Annotated in this window: 15 protein-coding genes; 8 read left to right on the plus strand and 7 right to left on the minus strand. The window is 36.4% G+C overall.

Features of this window, described 5'->3' with window-relative positions; all coding sequences use genetic code 11:
- Positions 1 to 233: 233 nt before the first annotated feature.
- The 5 genes from PSR12_RS04840 to PSR12_RS04860 are packed head-to-tail and all read left to right on the plus strand — an operon-like array spanning position 234 to position 5918.
- Entirely contained in the window at positions 234 to 1247 is a 1014-nt protein-coding gene (locus PSR12_RS04840) for an ABC transporter ATP-binding protein (protein WP_274771866.1), read from the plus strand.
- Positions 1244 to 2179 (plus strand): ATP-binding cassette domain-containing protein, encoded by a 936-nt coding sequence (locus PSR12_RS04845; protein WP_274771868.1) that lies wholly within the window; start codon positions 1244 to 1246, stop codon positions 2177 to 2179. Before PSR12_RS04840 ends, PSR12_RS04845 begins: the two co-directional genes overlap by 4 nt.
- A gap of 1 nt (position 2180) precedes the next feature.
- Positions 2181 to 3143 carry an oligopeptide ABC transporter permease gene (gene opp4B / locus PSR12_RS04850; protein ID WP_004227362.1) on the plus strand — a complete coding sequence of 321 codons (963 nt, stop codon included), beginning with the start codon at positions 2181 to 2183 and terminating at the stop codon, positions 3141 to 3143.
- 35 nt (positions 3144 to 3178) lie between these two features.
- A complete protein-coding gene (locus PSR12_RS04855) occupies positions 3179 to 4078 on the plus strand; it encodes an ABC transporter permease (RefSeq protein ID WP_274771871.1) in 900 nt (299 codons plus the stop codon).
- Between the two features lie 16 nt (positions 4079 to 4094).
- Positions 4095 to 5918 carry an oligopeptide ABC transporter substrate-binding protein gene (locus tag PSR12_RS04860; protein ID WP_103117559.1) on the plus strand — a complete coding sequence of 608 codons (1824 nt, stop codon included), beginning with the start codon at positions 4095 to 4097 and terminating at the stop codon, positions 5916 to 5918.
- A 253-nt stretch (positions 5919 to 6171) separates the two neighbouring features.
- On the opposite strand, the gene PSR12_RS04865 is transcribed toward PSR12_RS04860, so the two are convergent.
- The 7 genes from PSR12_RS04865 to PSR12_RS04895 form a co-directional block, all read right to left on the minus strand.
- The gene (locus PSR12_RS04865; RefSeq protein WP_221679779.1) at positions 6172 to 7098 is read right to left on the minus strand and encodes an ABC transporter ATP-binding protein; all 927 of its coding nucleotides are present in this window, start codon (positions 7096 to 7098) and stop codon (positions 6172 to 6174) included.
- Positions 7091 to 8146, minus strand: a complete 1056-nt coding sequence (locus tag PSR12_RS04870; RefSeq protein ID WP_221679782.1) for an ABC transporter ATP-binding protein — start codon at positions 8144 to 8146, stop codon at positions 7091 to 7093. The genes PSR12_RS04865 and PSR12_RS04870 overlap by 8 nt, the downstream gene beginning before the upstream one ends.
- A 13-nt stretch (positions 8147 to 8159) precedes the next feature.
- Positions 8160 to 9080 (minus strand): ABC transporter permease, encoded by a 921-nt coding sequence (locus PSR12_RS04875; protein WP_004227369.1) that lies wholly within the window; start codon positions 9078 to 9080, stop codon positions 8160 to 8162.
- Positions 9080 to 10009: an ABC transporter permease gene (locus PSR12_RS04880; protein ID WP_004227372.1), complete on the minus strand. Its 930-nt coding sequence runs from the start codon at positions 10007 to 10009 to the stop codon at positions 9080 to 9082. The genes PSR12_RS04875 and PSR12_RS04880 overlap by 1 nt, the downstream gene beginning before the upstream one ends.
- Before the next feature lie 132 nt (positions 10010 to 10141).
- Positions 10142 to 11806, minus strand: a complete 1665-nt coding sequence (locus PSR12_RS04885) for a peptide ABC transporter substrate-binding protein (RefSeq protein WP_004227373.1) — start codon at positions 11804 to 11806, stop codon at positions 10142 to 10144.
- A 909-nt stretch (positions 11807 to 12715) separates the two neighbouring features.
- The gene (locus PSR12_RS04890) at positions 12716 to 14401 is read right to left on the minus strand and encodes a methyl-accepting chemotaxis protein (protein ID WP_274771877.1); all 1686 of its coding nucleotides are present in this window, start codon (positions 14399 to 14401) and stop codon (positions 12716 to 12718) included.
- A 253-nt stretch (positions 14402 to 14654) separates the two neighbouring features.
- Positions 14655 to 16352, minus strand: coding sequence for an Rqc2 family fibronectin-binding protein (locus PSR12_RS04895; protein ID WP_257521283.1), 1698 nt, complete (start codon positions 16350 to 16352; stop codon positions 14655 to 14657).
- Between the two features lie 261 nt (positions 16353 to 16613).
- On the opposite strand from PSR12_RS04895, the gene PSR12_RS04900 reads away from it, so the two are divergent.
- The 3 genes from PSR12_RS04900 to rpoZ are packed head-to-tail and all read left to right on the plus strand — an operon-like array spanning position 16614 to position 18382.
- Complete coding sequence (locus PSR12_RS04900; protein ID WP_004227378.1) at positions 16614 to 17489, plus strand: YicC/YloC family endoribonuclease; 876 nt, start codon at positions 16614 to 16616, stop codon at positions 17487 to 17489.
- A gap of 43 nt (positions 17490 to 17532) precedes the next feature.
- A complete protein-coding gene (gene gmk, locus PSR12_RS04905; protein WP_004227379.1) occupies positions 17533 to 18150 on the plus strand; it encodes a guanylate kinase in 618 nt (205 codons plus the stop codon).
- A 4-nt stretch (positions 18151 to 18154) separates the two neighbouring features.
- A complete protein-coding gene (gene rpoZ / locus PSR12_RS04910) occupies positions 18155 to 18382 on the plus strand; it encodes a DNA-directed RNA polymerase subunit omega (RefSeq protein WP_004227380.1) in 228 nt (75 codons plus the stop codon).
- The last annotated feature ends 42 nt before the right edge of the window (positions 18383 to 18424 follow it).

Consider the following 18424-nt stretch of genomic DNA (forward strand, 5'->3'; position numbering starts at 1 on the left):
TTGTAATAATTTGAAAAAGGTACTTGCGTTTATACATGTTTTCTAGCTAAAATAATATCACGGTTTAATTTTCAGATAATTCTATCAGTGATTTAATGATTTAAAGCAAAAAAAATATTAAATTCACGCTTATCTAATAGAAAAGGAGAGGATAGGAGAGAAAAGTTAAATATGATTCTGATATAAGTATCAAGTTTTATTTTCAGAATATTGAATAATAGAGGAGAGATTGTTTGAATACAGCAAAAGACTTATTAACAATATCTAATTTGACTACAAGTTTTCGAATTAAAGATACATACCACGCTGCTGTAGATGATGTCTCACTTTCGCTAAAAAAAAATGAGGTATTAGCAATAGTTGGAGAATCTGGTTGTGGTAAAAGTACTTTAGCGACTACAATTGTAGGCTTGCATAATGAAGTAAATACAAAGGTATCTGGCGATATTTTTTATAATAACCAAAATTTAGCTAAATTGAATGAACAACAATTTAATAACTTACGTGGAAATGACATAGGATTTATCTTTCAAGACCCACTTTCAGCACTTAATCCATTAATGAGGATTAATGAACAAATTGAAGAAGGATTAATCTATCATACTAAGCTTACAAAACAACAGCGTGAAGAGAGAGTTTTAGAACTATTAAATCAAGTTGGTATCGCTAACCCAAAACGTGTGGCTAGACAATTTCCACATCAGTTATCTGGTGGTATGCGTCAGCGGGTCATGATTGCTATTGCCTTATCATGTAAGCCTACTATTTTAATTGCAGATGAACCGACAACAGCTTTAGATGTTACGATTCAGGCTCAAATTTTAGATCTATTGAAAACATTGCAGACTGAAACGGAGACAGGCATTATTCTCATTACTCATGATTTGGGTGTTGTAGCAGAGATGGCTGATCGAGTTGTAGTTATGTATGCAGGGGAAGTAGTTGAAGAAGCTCCAGTTCAGGAACTATTCAATAATCCAAGACATCCTTACACTCGTTCGCTATTAAATTCAATTCCACAAACACATAGCGAAAATGAAAGACTAGAAGTCATTAAAGGCATGGTACCATCTTTAATAAATTTACCTCGAGAAGGTTGTCGTTTTTCAGGACGAATCCCATGGATTGATGCATCTTCACACGAGACAAAACCACAATTACATGAAATTGCACCAGGACATTTTGTGAGATGTACCTGCTGGAAACACTTTCATTTTGAAGGTGAAGAAGGGGGCGGGACTGTATGAGCTTTATGCAAATTAAGGATTTAAATGTTCATTATCCAATACGTGGTGGATTTTTTAATACCATTGTTGATCGAGTTTATGCAGTAGACGGTGTGACAATGGAGTTTGAAAAAGGGAAAACCTATGGACTAGTAGGAGAATCAGGATCTGGAAAGTCTACTACAGGCAAAGCAATTATAGGTTTAGAAAAAATTACCTCTGGGCAAATCGTTTATGAGGGCGAAAATGTGACAAATCAACAGAGAAAACGTGATTCTGCTTATAACAGAGATATTCAAATGATTTTTCAAGATTCTCATTCGAGTATGAACCCTAGAAAACGCGTTCTTGATATACTAGCAGAGCCAATTCGAAATTTTATGAAGCTTAGTGATCAAGAGGAGCGCAAACGTATTAAAGAGTTGCTTGCAATTGTAGGGATGTCAGAGGACGTTTTACTCAAATATCCCCATGAATTTTCAGGTGGACAAAAGCAGCGACTTGGCATTGCACGAGCGGTTGCATGTAACCCTAAAATGATTATCGCTGATGAACCTGTTTCTGCGTTAGATTTATCTGTACAAGCACAGGTCTTAAATTTTATGAAAGATATCCAAAATGAATACGGTCTTACTTACTTATTCATTTCTCATGATTTAGGTGTTGTTAAACATATGTGTGATTATATTTCTATTATGTATAAAGGACGCTTTGTGGAAACTGGAACAAGACATGATATTTATAGGAATCCTCAGCACATTTACACTAACCGCCTTTTGTCAGCCATTCCAAATATCGAGCCAGAGACTAGGGATGAACGTAAATTAATTCGACAAAAAGTAGAAGAAAATTATCAAAAAGAGCAACATAAATATTATGATGAGCAGGGAAAAGTCTACCCACTGAAATCCATTTCAGACACACATATGGTTGCAATGTCAGGGGGAATGTGAAATGTGGAAAACAATTGTTAGAAGAGTAATTTTAATGATCCCTCAAATGTTTGTACTAAGTTTAATTATTTTTGTTTTAGCAAAACAAATGCCAGGTGATCCTTTCACAGGATTAATTACACCAGAAACTGACCCTGCACGAATCGAAGAACTAAGGATTCAAGCGGGTTACTATGACCCTTGGTATATTCAATATTACCATTGGGTAATCAATGCCTTTCAGGGGGACTTTGGACAAAGTTATACATATAAACTTGCAGTGTCCACATTGATAGGTGAGCGTGCATTAAACACATTCTGGCTCGCTTTGCTTAGCACTATTCTTGTTTATTTAATAGCTATTCCATTAGGAATGATAGCGGGACGTAAACAGGATACTTTGTACGATAAGTCGATTACTTTGTATAGCTTCATAAGTTATGCAATACCGACCTTTGTGTTGGGTTTAATTTTCTTATATATTTTTGGATATCGTTTAATGTGGTTTCCGACAAGTGGAACTGTTGATGTAGGTGTAGAGCCAGGAACGCTCGAGTATTATTGGAATCGCTTGTATCATTTAATATTACCTGCGATGACATATGCAATACTAGCTACAACCACAATTATTCAGTACTTACGTTCAGAAATTATTGATGCCAAGACACAGGATTATGTTAAAACAGCACGTAGTAAAGGTGTACCAATGAAAATAATTTATAGAAGACATATTTTCCGTAACTCCTTATTACCAATTGCAGCCTTCCTTGGCTTTACAATAACAGGATTATTGGGTGGCTCAATATTCATAGAGACAATTTTTGGCTTCCCAGGCATGGGGCAATTATTCATCCATTCTGTAACAAGTCGCGATTATAGTGTTATTACCGCTCTTGTCATGCTTTATGGCTTCTTAGCGTTATTAGGTAGTCTATTGTCAGATATAATTATGAGCATTGTTGATCCACGTATCCGCATAGACTAGCAGCTAAATTGAACGCATAAGGAGAGGTGAATAAAATGGAGCAAAAAAATGATGTAGTGAAAGTTGAAAGTAATCCACCAACAGGAATTCAAGTTGTAATACGTGAATTCAGAAAGGATAAATTAGCATTATTTTCATTTATAGGTATAACTTTACTTATAGTTGTGATATTAATTATGTCTGCTTTTATGAATCAGGATGAGATATTACGGATTAAATTATTAGAGAGATTTACAGAACCAGGTGTTAATGGATATATTTTAGGGGCTGATGAAGCTGGGCGTGATATGTATGGACAGCTTATTATTGGTGCCAAAAACTCTATTTTAATTGCAATTGCGATCACTCTTATTGCAAATGCTTTAGGAATTGCACTAGGAATAATAATGGGTTATTATGGTGGCTTTATTGATAACCTATTTATGCGTATCATTGATTTTCTTATGACATTACCTACCTTAATGATTATCATTGTCTTGGTTACAATTATTCCTAAATATGGTGTTTTAGAGTTGATTTTGATTTTAAGTGCCTTTCAATGGATAAGCACTGCGCGCCTCGTTCGAAGTAAAGCTTTATCCGAAGGGCGTAGAGATTATGTGAGTGCCTCGAAAACAATGGGGACTAGTGATTTTGCCATTATGTTTAAAGGGATACTACCAAATTTAAGTTCTTTGTTAATAGTAGAGCTAACTTTAAACTTTGCTGGAAATGTGGGTATCGAAACAGGTCTATCATTTTTAGGCTTTGGATTACCACCTTCTACGCCTAGCTTAGGGACATTAGTAAGCTATGCAACAAACCCAATAGTATTATCTACAAAATGGTGGATTTGGTTGCCCGCATCATTATTAATTTTAATTTTGATGCTTGGTATAAATTATGTTGGTCAAGCGCTAAGACGTGCGGCTGACGCAAAACAACGATTAGGATAAAGGGGAGGATTTACACATGAAGAAAAATTGGTTATTCTTATCCGTACTTTTTGCATTCATGCTAATTTTAGCAGCGTGCAATGGTGGTGGAGGTAGTGGGTCTGAAAAAGGAACAGAAACAGATAACACTGAAAAGTCTGGTGAAACAGAAAAGTCTGGTGAATCTGAGGCAACTAATGATTCTTTACTTCCAATGGAGGTAACAAATGAAGGAGAAGCAATTCAAGGTGGTACATTACGTGTAGGACTTGTAGCAAGCTCTCCATTCCAAGGGATTTTCAACTATGAGCTTTATGAAGATGCCTATGACTCAGATATTTTAGCATATATGACAAATTCAATATTTGACGTTGATGGTGACTTCCTTATTACTGATAAGGGCGCTGCAAAATTAGAAGTTGATACTGATGCTAAAACAGCAACAGTCACATTGCAAGGTGATTATAAATGGTCTGATGGTACACCAGTAACAGCAGAAGATTTAATATATCCTTACGAAATTATTGGACATCCTGATTATACAGGTGTACGTTACGATGATGACTTCAGAAATATTGTAGGGGCAGAAGAATATCATAATGGCAAGGCTGATACAATCTCAGGTATTACAAAAGTAGATGATAAATCAATTAAAATTCAATTTAAAAAAGTATCACCTGCAATTTATTATGGTGGGGATGGCTTATGGGGTTATGCAGAACCAAAACATCAATTAGAGTCAATTCCAGTAAAAGATTTACTAGCTTCAGATGCAGTACGAAAAAATCCGGTGACTCTTGGTGCATTTAAACTTGATAAAGTTGTTAATGGTGAATCTGTACAACTTGTAGCTAACGAACATTACTTTAAAGGAAAGCCGAAAGTTGATAAAGTTGTAATCGAAGTTGTTCCACCAACTTCAATTGGTGAGGCGTTAAGAACAGGGAAATATGATCTAGCAACATCTTATCCAACTACTCAATTTGATAGTATTAAATCTTTAGAAAATATTTCTGTACTTGGTCGACCAGAATTGTCTTATTCTTATATCGGCTTTAAGTTAGGAAAGTATGATACAACAGCAAAAGTAAACGTGTTTGATGAAAAATCAAAAATGAACAATGTAGAGTTACGCCAAGCAATTGCGTTCGCAACAGATGTTGAGGGAGTTGCTGAAAAATTCTATCAAGGCTTGCGTGTACGTGGCAACTCTTTAATTCCACCAGTATTCTCATTCTATGATGAAACATTAGAGGGTTACCATTACGATCCAGAAAAAGCGAAAGAGTTATTAGATAAAGCTGGTTTTAAAGATGTTGATGGTGATGGAATTCGTGAAGATAAGGATGGTAAAAAATTCTCTATTCGTTTAGCTTCTATGGCTGGGTCAGAAACGGATGAAGCAATTGTTGAATACTTCCGTCAAAATTGGAAAGAAGTTGGTTTAGATGTACAGTTAACAACTGGACGTCTTATCGAGTTCAATGCATTTTATGATAAAGTACAAGCAGATGATCCGGAGATCGATATGTTTATGGCAGCTTGGAATACAGGAACAAATCCATCTCCAGCGGGCTTATATAGTGTAGGTGCTGAATTCAACTTTAGCCGCTATGTATCACCTGAGTTAACAAAATTATTAGCAGCGATCGACTCCGAAGATGCTATGGATCAAGAAAAACGCTCTAAAGCTTTCCGTGAATGGCAAGAATATATGAGTGATAAAGCAATGGTAGTTCCAACATTCTTCAGAACTGAAGTTATTCCAGTTAATAAACGCGTGAAAAATTACAATGTTGATTATGCAAATCTTACAGAGTTACAAGATATTGAATTAACAGCAGATGCTCCAATAAAATAATAGGTATCAAAGAAGCAGTCTTTCTTGATAGAAGAAAGACTGTTTTTTCAAAACCTATTTAAGGATGCTGTGAATGAAAGAAGAAAAGTTAATAAAATTTACTGTAAACATTCAATAACAATTATGAAAGTCTGGTATAGATGCCTTTTATAGAGAATTACATATTATGCATGTTTAGACTACAGTTAAATGAGGGTATAAATTAAAAAAACTCCCATCACAGTAATTATACTGTCGATAGGAGTTATAGCTTTTAGCGATTAGCAACCCAAGTTTTTACTAGATCAGCAGTACCATAAACATAATGCTGATCACCTACTTCATGGTAGGTTGCACTTTCGTCAACCTCTGTATGCTTGTACTGAATACGTTGACGGCGCTTCTCTGACATTGGATCAGGAAGTGGGATAGCTGATAGTAAAGATTTTGTATACGGATGAACAGGGTTATTGTAGATATCGTCTGCTTTACCGATTTCCATGATTTTACCGCGGTACATTACAGCAATACGGTCACTGATGTATTTTACCATAGATAAGTCATGGGCAATGAAAAGATATGTTAAGCCACGTTCTTTTTGTAGTTGTTTTAGTAAGTTAACAACTTGCGCTTGAATAGATACGTCTAGCGCAGAGATTGGCTCATCCGCAATGATAAACTTAGGATCTAAACTTAGTGCACGGGCAATCCCAATACGTTGACGTTGACCACCAGAGAATTCGTGTGCGTAACGATTCGCGTGCTCTTTGTTTAAACCAACAGCTTCAAGTAACTCTTGGATTTTTGCACGACGTTCTTTTTTATCCTTGTAAAGGCCATGAATATCAAAGGCTTCACCAATGATCTCACCAGCCGTCATACGAGGGTTTAAAGAAGCATAAGGATCTTGGAAAATCATTTGCATTTGACGGTTAAATTTCTTTAACTCAGTTTTGGATTTTTTTCCATGGACATTTTCACCATCGAAAACAATCTCGCCACCTGTAATATCATATAATCGAATAATTGAACGACCAGTTGTTGACTTACCACAACCTGATTCACCCACAAGACCAAGTGTTTCACCTTCGTAGACATCGAAGCTGATACCATCTACAGCTTTGATAGGATTACTTGGCGAACCAAAATGCTGCTGTAAATTTTTGATTTCAAGAATTTTTTTCGCACCAGTTTTAGTCATTTTCTTGTGCCTCCTTTGCTAAATACCCTTCAATACGTTTAGCAACCGCATCTGGAAGAGGAATCTTTGGTGCATCAGGATGCAACAACCAAGTCTTTGCAAAATGTGTTTCACTTACTTGGAACATTGGTGGCTCTTGTTCATAATCAATCGCCATAGCATACTCGTTACGAGCTGCAAATGCATCACCCTTAGGTGGATTCGTAAGATCGGGTGGTGAGCCTGGAATCGTACGTAATAGCTCATCAGTATCATTATCTAAATCTGGCATTGAACCAAGTAGACCCCATGTGTAAGGATGCTTTGGATTATAGAAAATATCATTCACAGTACCATATTCAACGATTTGCCCAGCGTACATTACCGCTACACGGTCAGCGATATTCGCCACTACACCTAAATCGTGTGTAATGAAAATGATAGATGTTTTCGAGTTTTTCTGAATTTCTTTCATTAATTCTAAAATTTGCGCTTGAATTGTTACGTCTAGAGCTGTTGTCGGCTCATCTGCAATTAATAGCTTAGGATCAGCTGCAAGTGCAATGGCAATAACAACACGTTGACGCATACCACCAGAAAATTCATGTGGGTATTGGTTATAGCGTTTTTCAGGGAAGGGGATACCTACCTGTGTTAAAAGCTCAATCGCGCGTTTTTTCGCTTCGTCTTTAGAAACTTTTTTGTGTTGCAAAATGACTTCAGTAATTTGACGTCCGACCTTCATTGTTGGATTCAAACTTGTCATAGGATCTTGGAAAATCATTGCAATTTCATTTCCGCGTACTTTAGACATTTCTTTATCAGTTAATGGAACTAAATCACGGCCATTGAATAAAATTTGTCCTGACTCATAAATACCAGGTGGCTGGGGAATTAGTTTCATTAATGCATTACTTGTAACACTTTTACCAGAGCCTGATTCACCTACTATAGCGAGTGTTTCACCCTCCTTTAAATCAAAGTTAACACCACGTACAGCACGGACAAGCCCTGCGTAAGTTTTAAAATTAATTCTTAAATCTTTTACTTCTAGAATTGTTTTACTCATTTCGGCCACCTCCTTATTTACGTAGTTTTGGATCTAGAGCGTCACGTAAGCCGTCACCAACTGCGTTAAACGCAAAGATTGTCAGTGAGATAAATACTGCTGGGAAAATCAAGCGCCATGGAGCATTGGCAATAGCTTTATTACCATCAGAGGCCATTGTACCCCAAGAAGCTGTCGGAGCAGGCACCCCAAGACCAAGGTAGCTTAGGAATGATTCGGTGAAAATAGCAGATGGAATTGTTAACGTCATCGTTACTAAGATTGCACCAAGAGCATTCGGAACTAAGTGTTTAATAATTAAATGGCCTGTACTAGCACCTAATGTACGAGCAGCAAGAACATACTCTTGATTTTTAATAGATAGTACTTCACCACGAACGATACGTGCCATGTTAATCCATCCAGTGATGGACAGGGCAATAATCATAGGAATTAAACCAGGTTGCATAACAACTAAAAGTACGATTACTACTAGAAGGTAAGGTACAGCTGTTAAAACGTCAGCAATACGCATCATGATGTTATCAACGCGACCGCCTGCTAAGCCTGAAATACTTCCCCATAAAACACCGATGATTAAGTCAATAATCGCTGCAGCAATTCCGATAAATAGGGAAATACGAGCGCCTTCCCAAATACGAACGAAAATATCACGACCAAGGTCGTCCGTTCCAAACCAAAATTGTGCAGATGGTGGTGCATTGTAAACACCTAGCTGATCACTTGCTTTATATTGAGAAAGCATTGGTACGAATGTAGCCATTAAAATAACAATGATTAAAATGATTATCCCAATGATGGCTAATTTGTTATGAGAGAAACGGAGAAATACTTCTTTCCAAAAGGAGACTGATTTATCAGCTAATTTTTCCGTTGCTTCATGATTTCCACCAACAATTTTAAACTTATCTTTTTCAATTTGTTGCTGTGTCATTATTTTTTCGCTCCTTTCAGTTTAATACGCGGATCAATCACACTATATAGAATATCAACGATTAATACCGCAAATAAAAGGATGATGGAATAGAACACCGTCGTACCCATAATTACTGTATAGTCACGGTTTGTAATACTTTGAACAAAGTGCTTACCAAGTCCAGGAATAGCGAAAATTTGCTCAACAATGAAACTACCTGTTACAACACCAGCTGTTAATGGACCAAGGTATGTTACGACTGGCAGAAGGGCATTTCGTAATGTATGACGGAATACGATTGTCCATTTACCAATACCTTTTGCACGAGCCATTTTTACATAATCACTATTGTTTTGTTCAAGCATACTTGAACGTGTTAATTTTGCGATAAAGCCCATGTGTGAGAAAGCGATTGCAAGGGCTGGTAAAATACTATAAATAAAGCCCTTCCACCCACTAATAGGGAACCAGCCTAGCTTAAAGGCTAAGAAATACTGCATTAAACCTGCTAAGATAAATGAAGGTACTGATATACCGAGCACCGCAAAGGACGTTGCCAAATAATCCGGGAACCTATTATGATATAGCGCGGAAACTACGCCAATTAATACACCGAATCCAACTGCTAATAGCATAGCTTCAATCCCTAATGTTAATGAAACAGGGAAACTTTCAGAAATCATATCATTTGTAGAACGCGCTTTATATTTCATTGACTCACCGAAATTGAATGTGGCCGTATCGATTAAATAATCTTTATATTGAATATACCAAGGGTTATTTAATCCATACGTTTCGTTTAACTTCTCCTCAATTTGAGGTGGGAAATTACGTTCACTCGCGAAAGGACTACCAGGAGCGAGACGCATTAAGAAAAACGTAACCGTTACGATGACGAAAAGCGCGAGAAGTATATACATCAGCCTTTTCAAAATATATTTAATCACATAAAACTCCTCCTTCTATTTGTCAATTTTCAGACAAATATATGCCTTCGTATTTTAAAAAGAGCTGACTCGCGCCGAAGTGGCTACGAGGCAGCTCTTCGCTGTAGAGCTAAATAAGCGAATTATTGTTGATTATTTCTCTACTTTAACCTCTTTAAGAGAGATGTTACCAAGGATGTCTGCCTTCATGTTTTTCACATAATCTTGTACTACAGATAGGTTCGTGTAGTAGTAGATTGGAATAACTGGGAAATCATTCACAGCAACTTTTTCAGCTTGTTTTAAAAGCTCAAGACGTTTAGCAGGATCTGCTTCAACGTTAGATTGATCTAATAATTTTTTGTATTCTGCACTTTCCCAACCAGTATCGTTGTTACCATTTGCAGCAGTGTCATACATTTCTAAGAATGTATAAGCATCGTTGTAGTCACCAACCCAGCCCATACGGCCAACTTGGTAATCTAATTGGTTAAGTTTTTCTAAATATACTTGCCATTCAGAGTTATCTAGACCTACAGTGATACCTAGGTTTTTAGTCCAGCCCTCTTGAACGTATTGAGCGATAGCAGCGTGTGCTTCACTTGTGTTGTAAGAAAGGTTAATTTTGATATCTGCTGGGTTTGTAATTCCAAGTTCTTTCATACCAGCTTCAAGTGCTGCTTTAGCACCTTCGATATCGTTATCTTTGAAGTAACCACGGTCTTCTTCAAAGCCATGAACGGCGATAGGAACCATACCTAATGCAGGTTTTTGCTCACCTTTAGTAATGTTGTCGATTAAACCTTGACGATCAACTGCTAAAGCTAACGCTTTACGGATGTTAGCGTTTCCAGTGATTTTATCTTTTGTATTTAGCTTGTACCAGTAAACAGAAGCTTGGTCATTGATATTTAATGAACCATCAGCTTTAAATGCATCGATTGAATCAAGTGCCACAGATTGGAATGGTGCACCTAAGTAGTCAATTTCTCCAGCTTTGAAACTTGTTGCTGCAGTTGCTTCAGACTCAACCATACCGATATTAACAGTTTCTAAAGAAACTTTATCAGCATCCCAGTACTCTGGATTTTTCTTTAATACGATTGTATCATTGTGTCTCCATTCAGCTAATGTGAAAGGACCGTTTGTTACATAGTTTTCACCAGCATCTGCATACCACTCATCATTACCTTCAACTACTTTTTGGTTTAATGGTGCATATGTTTTGAATGCTGTTAATTCTAAGAAGTAAGGTGTTGGGTTTTCTAAAGTTACTACTAATGTTTTTTCGTCTTGTGCTTTAACGCCTACATCATCAGCAGAACCTTCACCATTGTTGTATGCTGCAGCACCTTTAATTGGATAAAGGATTGAAGCATATTCAGAAAGATTGTCTGGGTTTAATGCCCATTTCCAAGCGTATTCGAAGTCACCAGCTACTACTGGATCTCCGTTTGACCATTTAGCATCACGTAATTTGAACGTGTATGTTTTTAAATCTTCACTAACTTCCCAGCTTTCAGCAGCAGCTGCAACCGGACGAGCGTCTGCATCAAGTGTTGTTAATCCTTCAAAAGTATTTGTAAGAATAACACCAGAAGTTGTATCTGTTGCTAATGCAGGATGAAGTGATGGCGGCTCAGAAGCTACTACAACATTTAATTCGCCACCTGATGAAGTTGTTTCTTCTGAAGAACCAGAATCTTTTCCTTCGTCTTTTGATTTGTCAGACGAATCTCCACCGAAGCCACATGCAGCAAGTACTAAAGAAAATACTGCAAGGACTGTTAGTAATAAAAACTTTTTGTTTTTATTCATGTGAATCCCCCTTATACAATTTTTAAGCCTTTTGTGAAGCTCCTATTTAATATACCAAAAAAATCATTGTGTACAAAATAAAAAAGATTCGAATTTATATAGTATTATCTGACATTTAGGAGAATAATAAATTTTTCCGATTTATCACACTAAAGAGGAGAAGTGTATATATATTAAAAATTTGATATTTACTTATTTTGAATATCAAAAATAAAGTAAAAATAAAAAAATGATTTACTATACGGAAAATTCCTATTTTTTTGATAATATTATCGATATTTGAAAAATGAATCAAAAGTCATAGATGTAATACCTTGAGGAATTTGTATAGATTTGTAGAAAATCTATGTAAAACTCAGTGAATTAGTTTCTTTTACAGGTAATTTCTTGTAATTTACTATCGCAAAACATGAATATTTTTATCTATTAATGATATATAAGAAACTTGTTTTGTATTTTTCTAGGATTATCCATTTGTGGGGAAGAAAAAGAAAAAAATGAGCATTTGTATGAAAAAAGGTACCCATACTAAGAAAAAATTGGATTTAGTGACAAGCTAGTTTATGAGATTAAGTTTTTTTGAAATAATTTTAGAGCTAGTTGAATATACATGCATATATGCAGTTGGTTACTGTTTTATTCATCAGTCAAAAAATAAAGAGAATGCTTCAATTCGTCCTATATTCTTCCAAAGAGAACCCTTTTAATCATATTGTTTTTTTGAGGATGTCATTTGTCTTACTGAAGAGGATTGATAATGCAAATAATTACTAAAAATCTGTTTATTCATCAAATGAAAACGTTATCAATAGCTATTCAGAAGGATATTCTTCCACTTTTTAAGTGGTGTACTATGAAAAAAATATAAAAAAACAGTGCATCCCATCTATAAAATGCACTGTTTTCTATTTAAAGTTTAAATTGATTGATTTGATTCTGTAAATCTAAGGACTTTTCGCTTAGATCTGCGGCAACTTGGTTTACTTGTTGTACTGTTATAGATTGTTCTCTTGTTGCTGAAGCTACAATTTTTGTATTATCTGCGCTCGTTGAAGCACCGTGGGCGATTTCTGCAACGGACGCTGCAACCTGTTCAGCACTAGCTGAAATTTCTTCAGAGGTAGCTGATATATCTTCAATCTGATCTGTCATCGTATTAATTGCTTTCACAATTCCTTCAAAGGCTTGTCCAGCATGTCCGATGATTTTAACGCCCTCTGTGACAGAATGAAGTCCATCAAAGACTGCTTTTTCTACATTATGTGTATCCTGTTGAATATCTAGCGTTAAGGCAACGATTTGGTTGGCTGATTGTTTGGATTCCTCAGCTAACTTACGAACCTCATCTGCTACAACCGCAAATCCTTTACCATGCTCTCCAGCTCTAGCCGCTTCAATTGCTGCATTGAGTGCCAATAAATTTGTTTGATCTGTAATGGCTGTAATGACAGCTGTGATCTGACTTATCTCATCTGATTGCTTACTCAATTTTTGAACAAGATTATTAATCATTTGTGTTGATTCATGGATGACATTCATTTGTTGCTGAGCTTCTTCTACAGTCTCATTTCCATTTATTGCTAATTCAAAAGTTGTTATAGCATTCTGATGTAGTTGCTGAGTTGCCTCAGCTATCCGTTGAACACCTACAGCCGTTTCATCCATTGCGTGTGCGCTTTCGTTAGCTGCTACTGTAGCTGTCACTGCAGCATCAGCTGTTTCATTAATCCGTATTGTTATTTCATCAGCAGTGGCAGTTATTTCTTCAGTGGAGGCAGAAAGTTCCTCTACTGAAGCTGTTAAATGCTCTGCATTGTCCTGTATATGCGTTAATAAATTTTTCAGATTACCCTTCATGGCATTAAAAGCTGTTGAAAGCTGACCAATTTCATCTTTTGATTGATAGGTAATATCTGGATGAATTAATTCACCATTAGCTACATGGTTGGCTGCCAGAACGACAGATTTTAAAGGGCGTGAGATTGTCCGTTGTATATAGAAAATAAGGAAAATACCTAGAGCGATACCAATAATGATTGCGATAATGGAAATAAGTTGGGAATTGAATACGGCCTGTTTAGATTCTTTTGTCACAATATCTAGTTGTTCCTTTTGATAGTTTCCAATTTTATCGGATACATCTTGTATACCTTTATTCGCTTGTTGTACTTCACCATTTACCTTTTGCAAAGCACCTTCTAGATTACCAGCTTCAAATAGAGCTATTGCTTCGGTTGCTGCCTTGTTAAAAGTATCATTATAAATTTTTAATTCCTGTGCATATGTTTCCATTTCAGCTGAATTTGATTTTTCTATGATTTCTTCTACATGTGTGTCGAGCATACTTGCATATTTTGAGAAACTCTCTTTGTTAGCAGGTTTGTCTTCGATGATGATGGCACGAATGAAAAGACCTTGCATAGCCATTTCGTATTGAATATCATCTGCTAATTCTACAAGGGCAACATGTCCTTCTAATGCATTTTCAATCTTTTTTTCAATGTTTGAAAATAACAGAAACATAATGAACAAAGAAATGATTAATGTGAGAATAATTGCAAAGAAACCAAAGCTTAATTTTTTACCTACAGACATATAGATACGCCCTTTCCTAAATGCTCTATAAAAATTTTTATACTTTAATTTAGCGTTTCTCAGTAGTAGAAGTCAATATTCGTTGAAGGAAACAGTGCAGATTATTCATGTGTTTTTAAATTGTTATTATAATAAGGAAGATTGTCTGTAAAAATCAATCAAGATAAGGTTGTTTTCATCGTTTTATAGTACGGATTACGTGTACTCGTTATAAAAAAGAAGAAACCGATACAATTTGTATCGGTTTCTTCCTTTATGACTGTTTCTTTAACTGTAAAATGACTGTCTCATCAGGGTCAATATACAGTGTCTTTTGTTCAAAATAGATGACAAAACCAGGTTTGGCACCATTTGGTTTTTTGACCTGTCTTATTTCGGTATAATCTACAGGCACGGAAGAGGATTCTCTGGCCTTAGAAAAATAGGCGGCTAGTGTGGCAGCTTCTCGCAACGTCGTTTCATCTGGTTCACTTGAATGAATGACAACATGTGATCCAGGAATATCTTTTGTGTGTAACCAAATATCAGTCCGCTTTGCTAGTTTAAATGTCAGCATGTCATTTTGTTTATTGTTTTTTCCAACAGAGATTATTACACCTGTAGAAGAAACATAGCGTTCTGGTTCAGGTTTCGCTTGTTTTTTCTTTTTCTTCGCATGACGTAGTTTTAAGTAACCTTGCTCTGCTAGCTCTTCACGAATTTCCTCAATATCTCCAGGAGAAGCCTGCTGAACTTGCTGTGCTAGCATTTCGAAGTAAGAAATTTCATCAGTCGTTTTTTCTAGCTGCTCTTGAACCATGACCAAGGCATTTTTTGCCTTTGTGTACTTTGTATAATAGCTTTGGGCATTTTCAATCGGTGTTTTACGTTCGCTTACTGGAATCGTTATTTCTTCGCCAGTTTCACTATAGTAATTTGTGACAGTAACTTCCTTGACTCCTTTTTCAAAGGCATAGATATTAGCCATTAATAGCTCACCATATAGTTGGAATTGATCGAGCTTGGAGGCACGTTCATAATCCTTCGTTAACTTTTTTGTTTTTAAAGCTAGTTTGTCAATCTCATTTTGTAGCCAGCGCTCTAAATCGCCTGCTTGTTGTTTTACACGATCTCGCTCTGCACGTGCAAAGAATACACGATCAAGAAGCTCATGGACATTAGGATAGATTGTTATATCCCCGTCATGCAAGTGCGTTAATTCGATAGGGGAAAAGTATACTTTCTGTTTGAAGAGTACGTACATAGGCTTCATTCCACCGTTCGCAAAGGAGGTCATAAAATCCTTGAAACATGCTAGCGTATTTGAAGTCGTCTTCATTCGATACAATAATTCTTCTGCGTGGAGAGGTGAAAAACCAGCTAATTGTTGCACTATCTCTTTAGAGGTTTTTGCTTCAACAAAAAATGCTGTTAGCTCTTCATCTGTCACTGTTAAAGGATTCCATTTGTTTTGTGTGGGTGGCGCAATATACGGTTGCCCTGGTAGTACAGTCCGGAAGCTATTGACTGAAGGCGGTAGATGTTTTAGGCTGTCAATAATTTTTCCCTGCTCTTGATCAATCAACAGTAGATTACTATGTCTACCCATAATTTCAGCATGTATTTCTCTTACAATTGGATCTCCAATTTCATTTTTACTTTCAATTTCTACTATTATAATGCGATCAAAATCACGCTGTTTTATAGAAGCAATAAAACCACCCTCTATATGCTTACGCAAAAGCATACAAAACATTGGCGGCTCTGCTGGATTTTCAATCACTTGTTCTGTAAGGTGTACACGTGCATAAGAAGAGTGGATGGAAAACAGTAATTTATGATTCTTTCCGTTCGCTCGCACATGTAAAATAACCTCTTGTGCATTAGGTTGGTGTATTTTGGTAATCCGACCAGTGACTAGCTGTTGTAGGTCGGCAGTTATTGAATAAGTAAATAAGCCATCAAATGCCATATGAATTCCTCTTTCCAACGATATCAAGCATCTTGGTACTTTCGTATTTTTTTCTTAATGTATCTGCATTCACTATTTTTAAGCTTCTGCAAATACTCTTTTGGTATGTTTATCATAGCATTTTTTAGGTGAATATTAAAATATAGCTTCAATTGTGGTAGAATTAGCTTTTACTTTATCCAAATTTTTTTGGAGAGTCGTCATAATCGACAAAGCTTATGTTATAATAATCCCAGTATGCAAAGAAAGGTGTGACGAACCTTGGTGCGTAGTATGACTGGTTTTGGCAGAGGTGTCACAACAACTAGAGACTTTCAATTAACCGTGGAAATGCGCTCGGTCAACCATCGTTTTTTAGAAATTAATGCAAAATTTCCGAAAGAATGGCTTGAAGCTGAAATTTTTGCAAAGAAACTAATTTCTCAAGCTTTGTCACGCGGCAAAATTGATGTGATGGTATATGTGAAGGACTTAGAGAACGTAGAGCAATCTATTGAGATTAATTGGTCATTAATTGAAGCGTATCGTAAGGCAAAAGAGCAATTAGCAAGTAAAGTACCACTTGAAGAAAAATGGACGATGCAAGAACTTTTATCGTTAGAGCAGGCACTTGTACAGCAAAAACCCCAGCTTACACCAGAGGATTTGCTCAGTGCTGTTGAACAAGCGATTTCACAAGCGATTGAACAGCTCGTTCAAATGCGTGAGCGTGAAGGGCAAGAATTACAAGAGGTTGTTGTACAATATAAAGAACAGTTAATGGAGCAAGTCAATCAGATTCGTTTGTGTTCTTCGCTTGCTGTTGAAAAATATCGTACACGATTAATAGAGCGAATTAATGAAGTTGCAAATGGCACATTGCTAGAAGATCGTTTACTAGCGGAAGTAGCAATTTTTGCAGAACGAGTAGACATCTCCGAAGAATTAGACAGATTAGATAGTCACTTCAATCAACTGAAGGAAACATTACTTGAAAAGATTTCGGTTGGGCGTAAATTGGACTTTTTAATGCAGGAAATACATCGCGAGATTAATACGATTGGTTCAAAAAATCAATCTACAGAAGCAGCGGTTGCTGTTGTTCAGGCGAAAACAATTTTAGAAAAGATGCGTGAGCAAGTGCAAAACATCGAATAACTTGCACGTGTCTGTTATAAATTAAGGGAGATATAGAGAATAAATGATAAAAGAACGTGGATTATTAATTGTTCTGTCTGGCCCCTCTGGTGTAGGTAAAGGGACAGTGCGAAAAGAATTATTTTCTCAGCCGAATACGAATTATGAGTATTCCATCTCGATGACAACACGAAATCCTCGCGAAGGTGAAGTAGATGGTGTAGACTATTTTTTCAAGACGCGTCATGAATTTGAAGTGTTAATTGAACAAGGTGGCTTATTAGAGCACGCTGAATTTGTCGGTAACTATTATGGAACACCATTAGCTTATGTAAATGAAACACTTGATGCAGGTCGTGATGTATTTTTAGAAATCGAAGTGCAGGGTGCAGCACAAATTCGTAAAAAAGCACCAGATGCCTTATTTATTTTCTTAGCCCCTCCAAGTTTAACGGAATTAAAAGATCGTTTAGTTGGACGTGGGACAGAAACGGAGGATATCATTGCCAAACGAATCGCTACTGCAAGTGAAGAGCTTGAAATGATGAGCTTGTATGATTATGTTGTGGAAAATGATGAAGTGACGAATGCCTGTGATCGTATAAATGCGATTATTAAAGCCGAGCATTGTCGTAGAGAACGTGTTGAAAAAAGATATTTGTCAATGTTGAGAGGAGAATAAAACAATGCTATACCCATCAGTAGATGCTTTAAAAAAAGAAATCGATTCAAAATATTCATTAGTGAGCCTTGCTTCTAAACGTGCTCGCCAAATGCAAGAAGAGCAAGACACAGAACGCTTACACAAGTATGTTTCCCATAAATATGTAGGGAAAGCACTTGAAGAAGTAGCGGCAGGTGTACTTACGAAAGTATCACAGGATGAGTCAACTGTGTATGAGGACGAAATCTAACATCATGTAAAGTGCTTTACTATGTTTACATGCATGCTAGTC

It is taken from the genome of Lysinibacillus sp. G01H (genome assembly GCF_028872195.1).
In the GTDB taxonomy this organism is placed as follows: Bacteria; Bacillota; Bacilli; order Bacillales_A; family Planococcaceae; genus Lysinibacillus; species Lysinibacillus capsici.

Excerpts from the sequence above, each read along its gene's own strand:
- rpoZ (WP_004227380.1), top strand. The coding sequence starts at position 18,155 with ATGCTATACCCATCAGTAGATGCTTTAAAAAAAGAAATCGATTCAAAA.
- gmk (WP_004227379.1), top strand. The coding sequence starts at position 17,533 with ATGATAAAAGAACGTGGATTATTAATTGTTCTGTCTGGCCCCTCTGGT.
- PSR12_RS04865 (WP_221679779.1), bottom strand. The coding sequence starts at position 7,098 with ATGACTAAAACTGGTGCGAAAAAAATTCTTGAAATCAAAAATTTACAG.
- PSR12_RS04895 (WP_257521283.1), bottom strand. The coding sequence starts at position 16,352 with ATGGCATTTGATGGCTTATTTACTTATTCAATAACTGCCGACCTACAA.
- opp4B (WP_004227362.1), top strand. The coding sequence starts at position 2,181 with ATGTGGAAAACAATTGTTAGAAGAGTAATTTTAATGATCCCTCAAATG.
- PSR12_RS04875 (WP_004227369.1), bottom strand. The coding sequence starts at position 9,080 with ATGACACAGCAACAAATTGAAAAAGATAAGTTTAAAATTGTTGGTGGA.
- PSR12_RS04890 (WP_274771877.1), bottom strand. The coding sequence starts at position 14,401 with ATGTCTGTAGGTAAAAAATTAAGCTTTGGTTTCTTTGCAATTATTCTC.
- PSR12_RS04845 (WP_274771868.1), top strand. The coding sequence starts at position 1,244 with ATGAGCTTTATGCAAATTAAGGATTTAAATGTTCATTATCCAATACGT.
- PSR12_RS04855 (WP_274771871.1), top strand. The coding sequence starts at position 3,179 with ATGGAGCAAAAAAATGATGTAGTGAAAGTTGAAAGTAATCCACCAACA.
- PSR12_RS04860 (WP_103117559.1), top strand. The coding sequence starts at position 4,095 with ATGAAGAAAAATTGGTTATTCTTATCCGTACTTTTTGCATTCATGCTA.
- PSR12_RS04885 (WP_004227373.1), bottom strand. The coding sequence starts at position 11,806 with ATGAATAAAAACAAAAAGTTTTTATTACTAACAGTCCTTGCAGTATTT.
- PSR12_RS04870 (WP_221679782.1), bottom strand. The coding sequence starts at position 8,146 with ATGAGTAAAACAATTCTAGAAGTAAAAGATTTAAGAATTAATTTTAAA.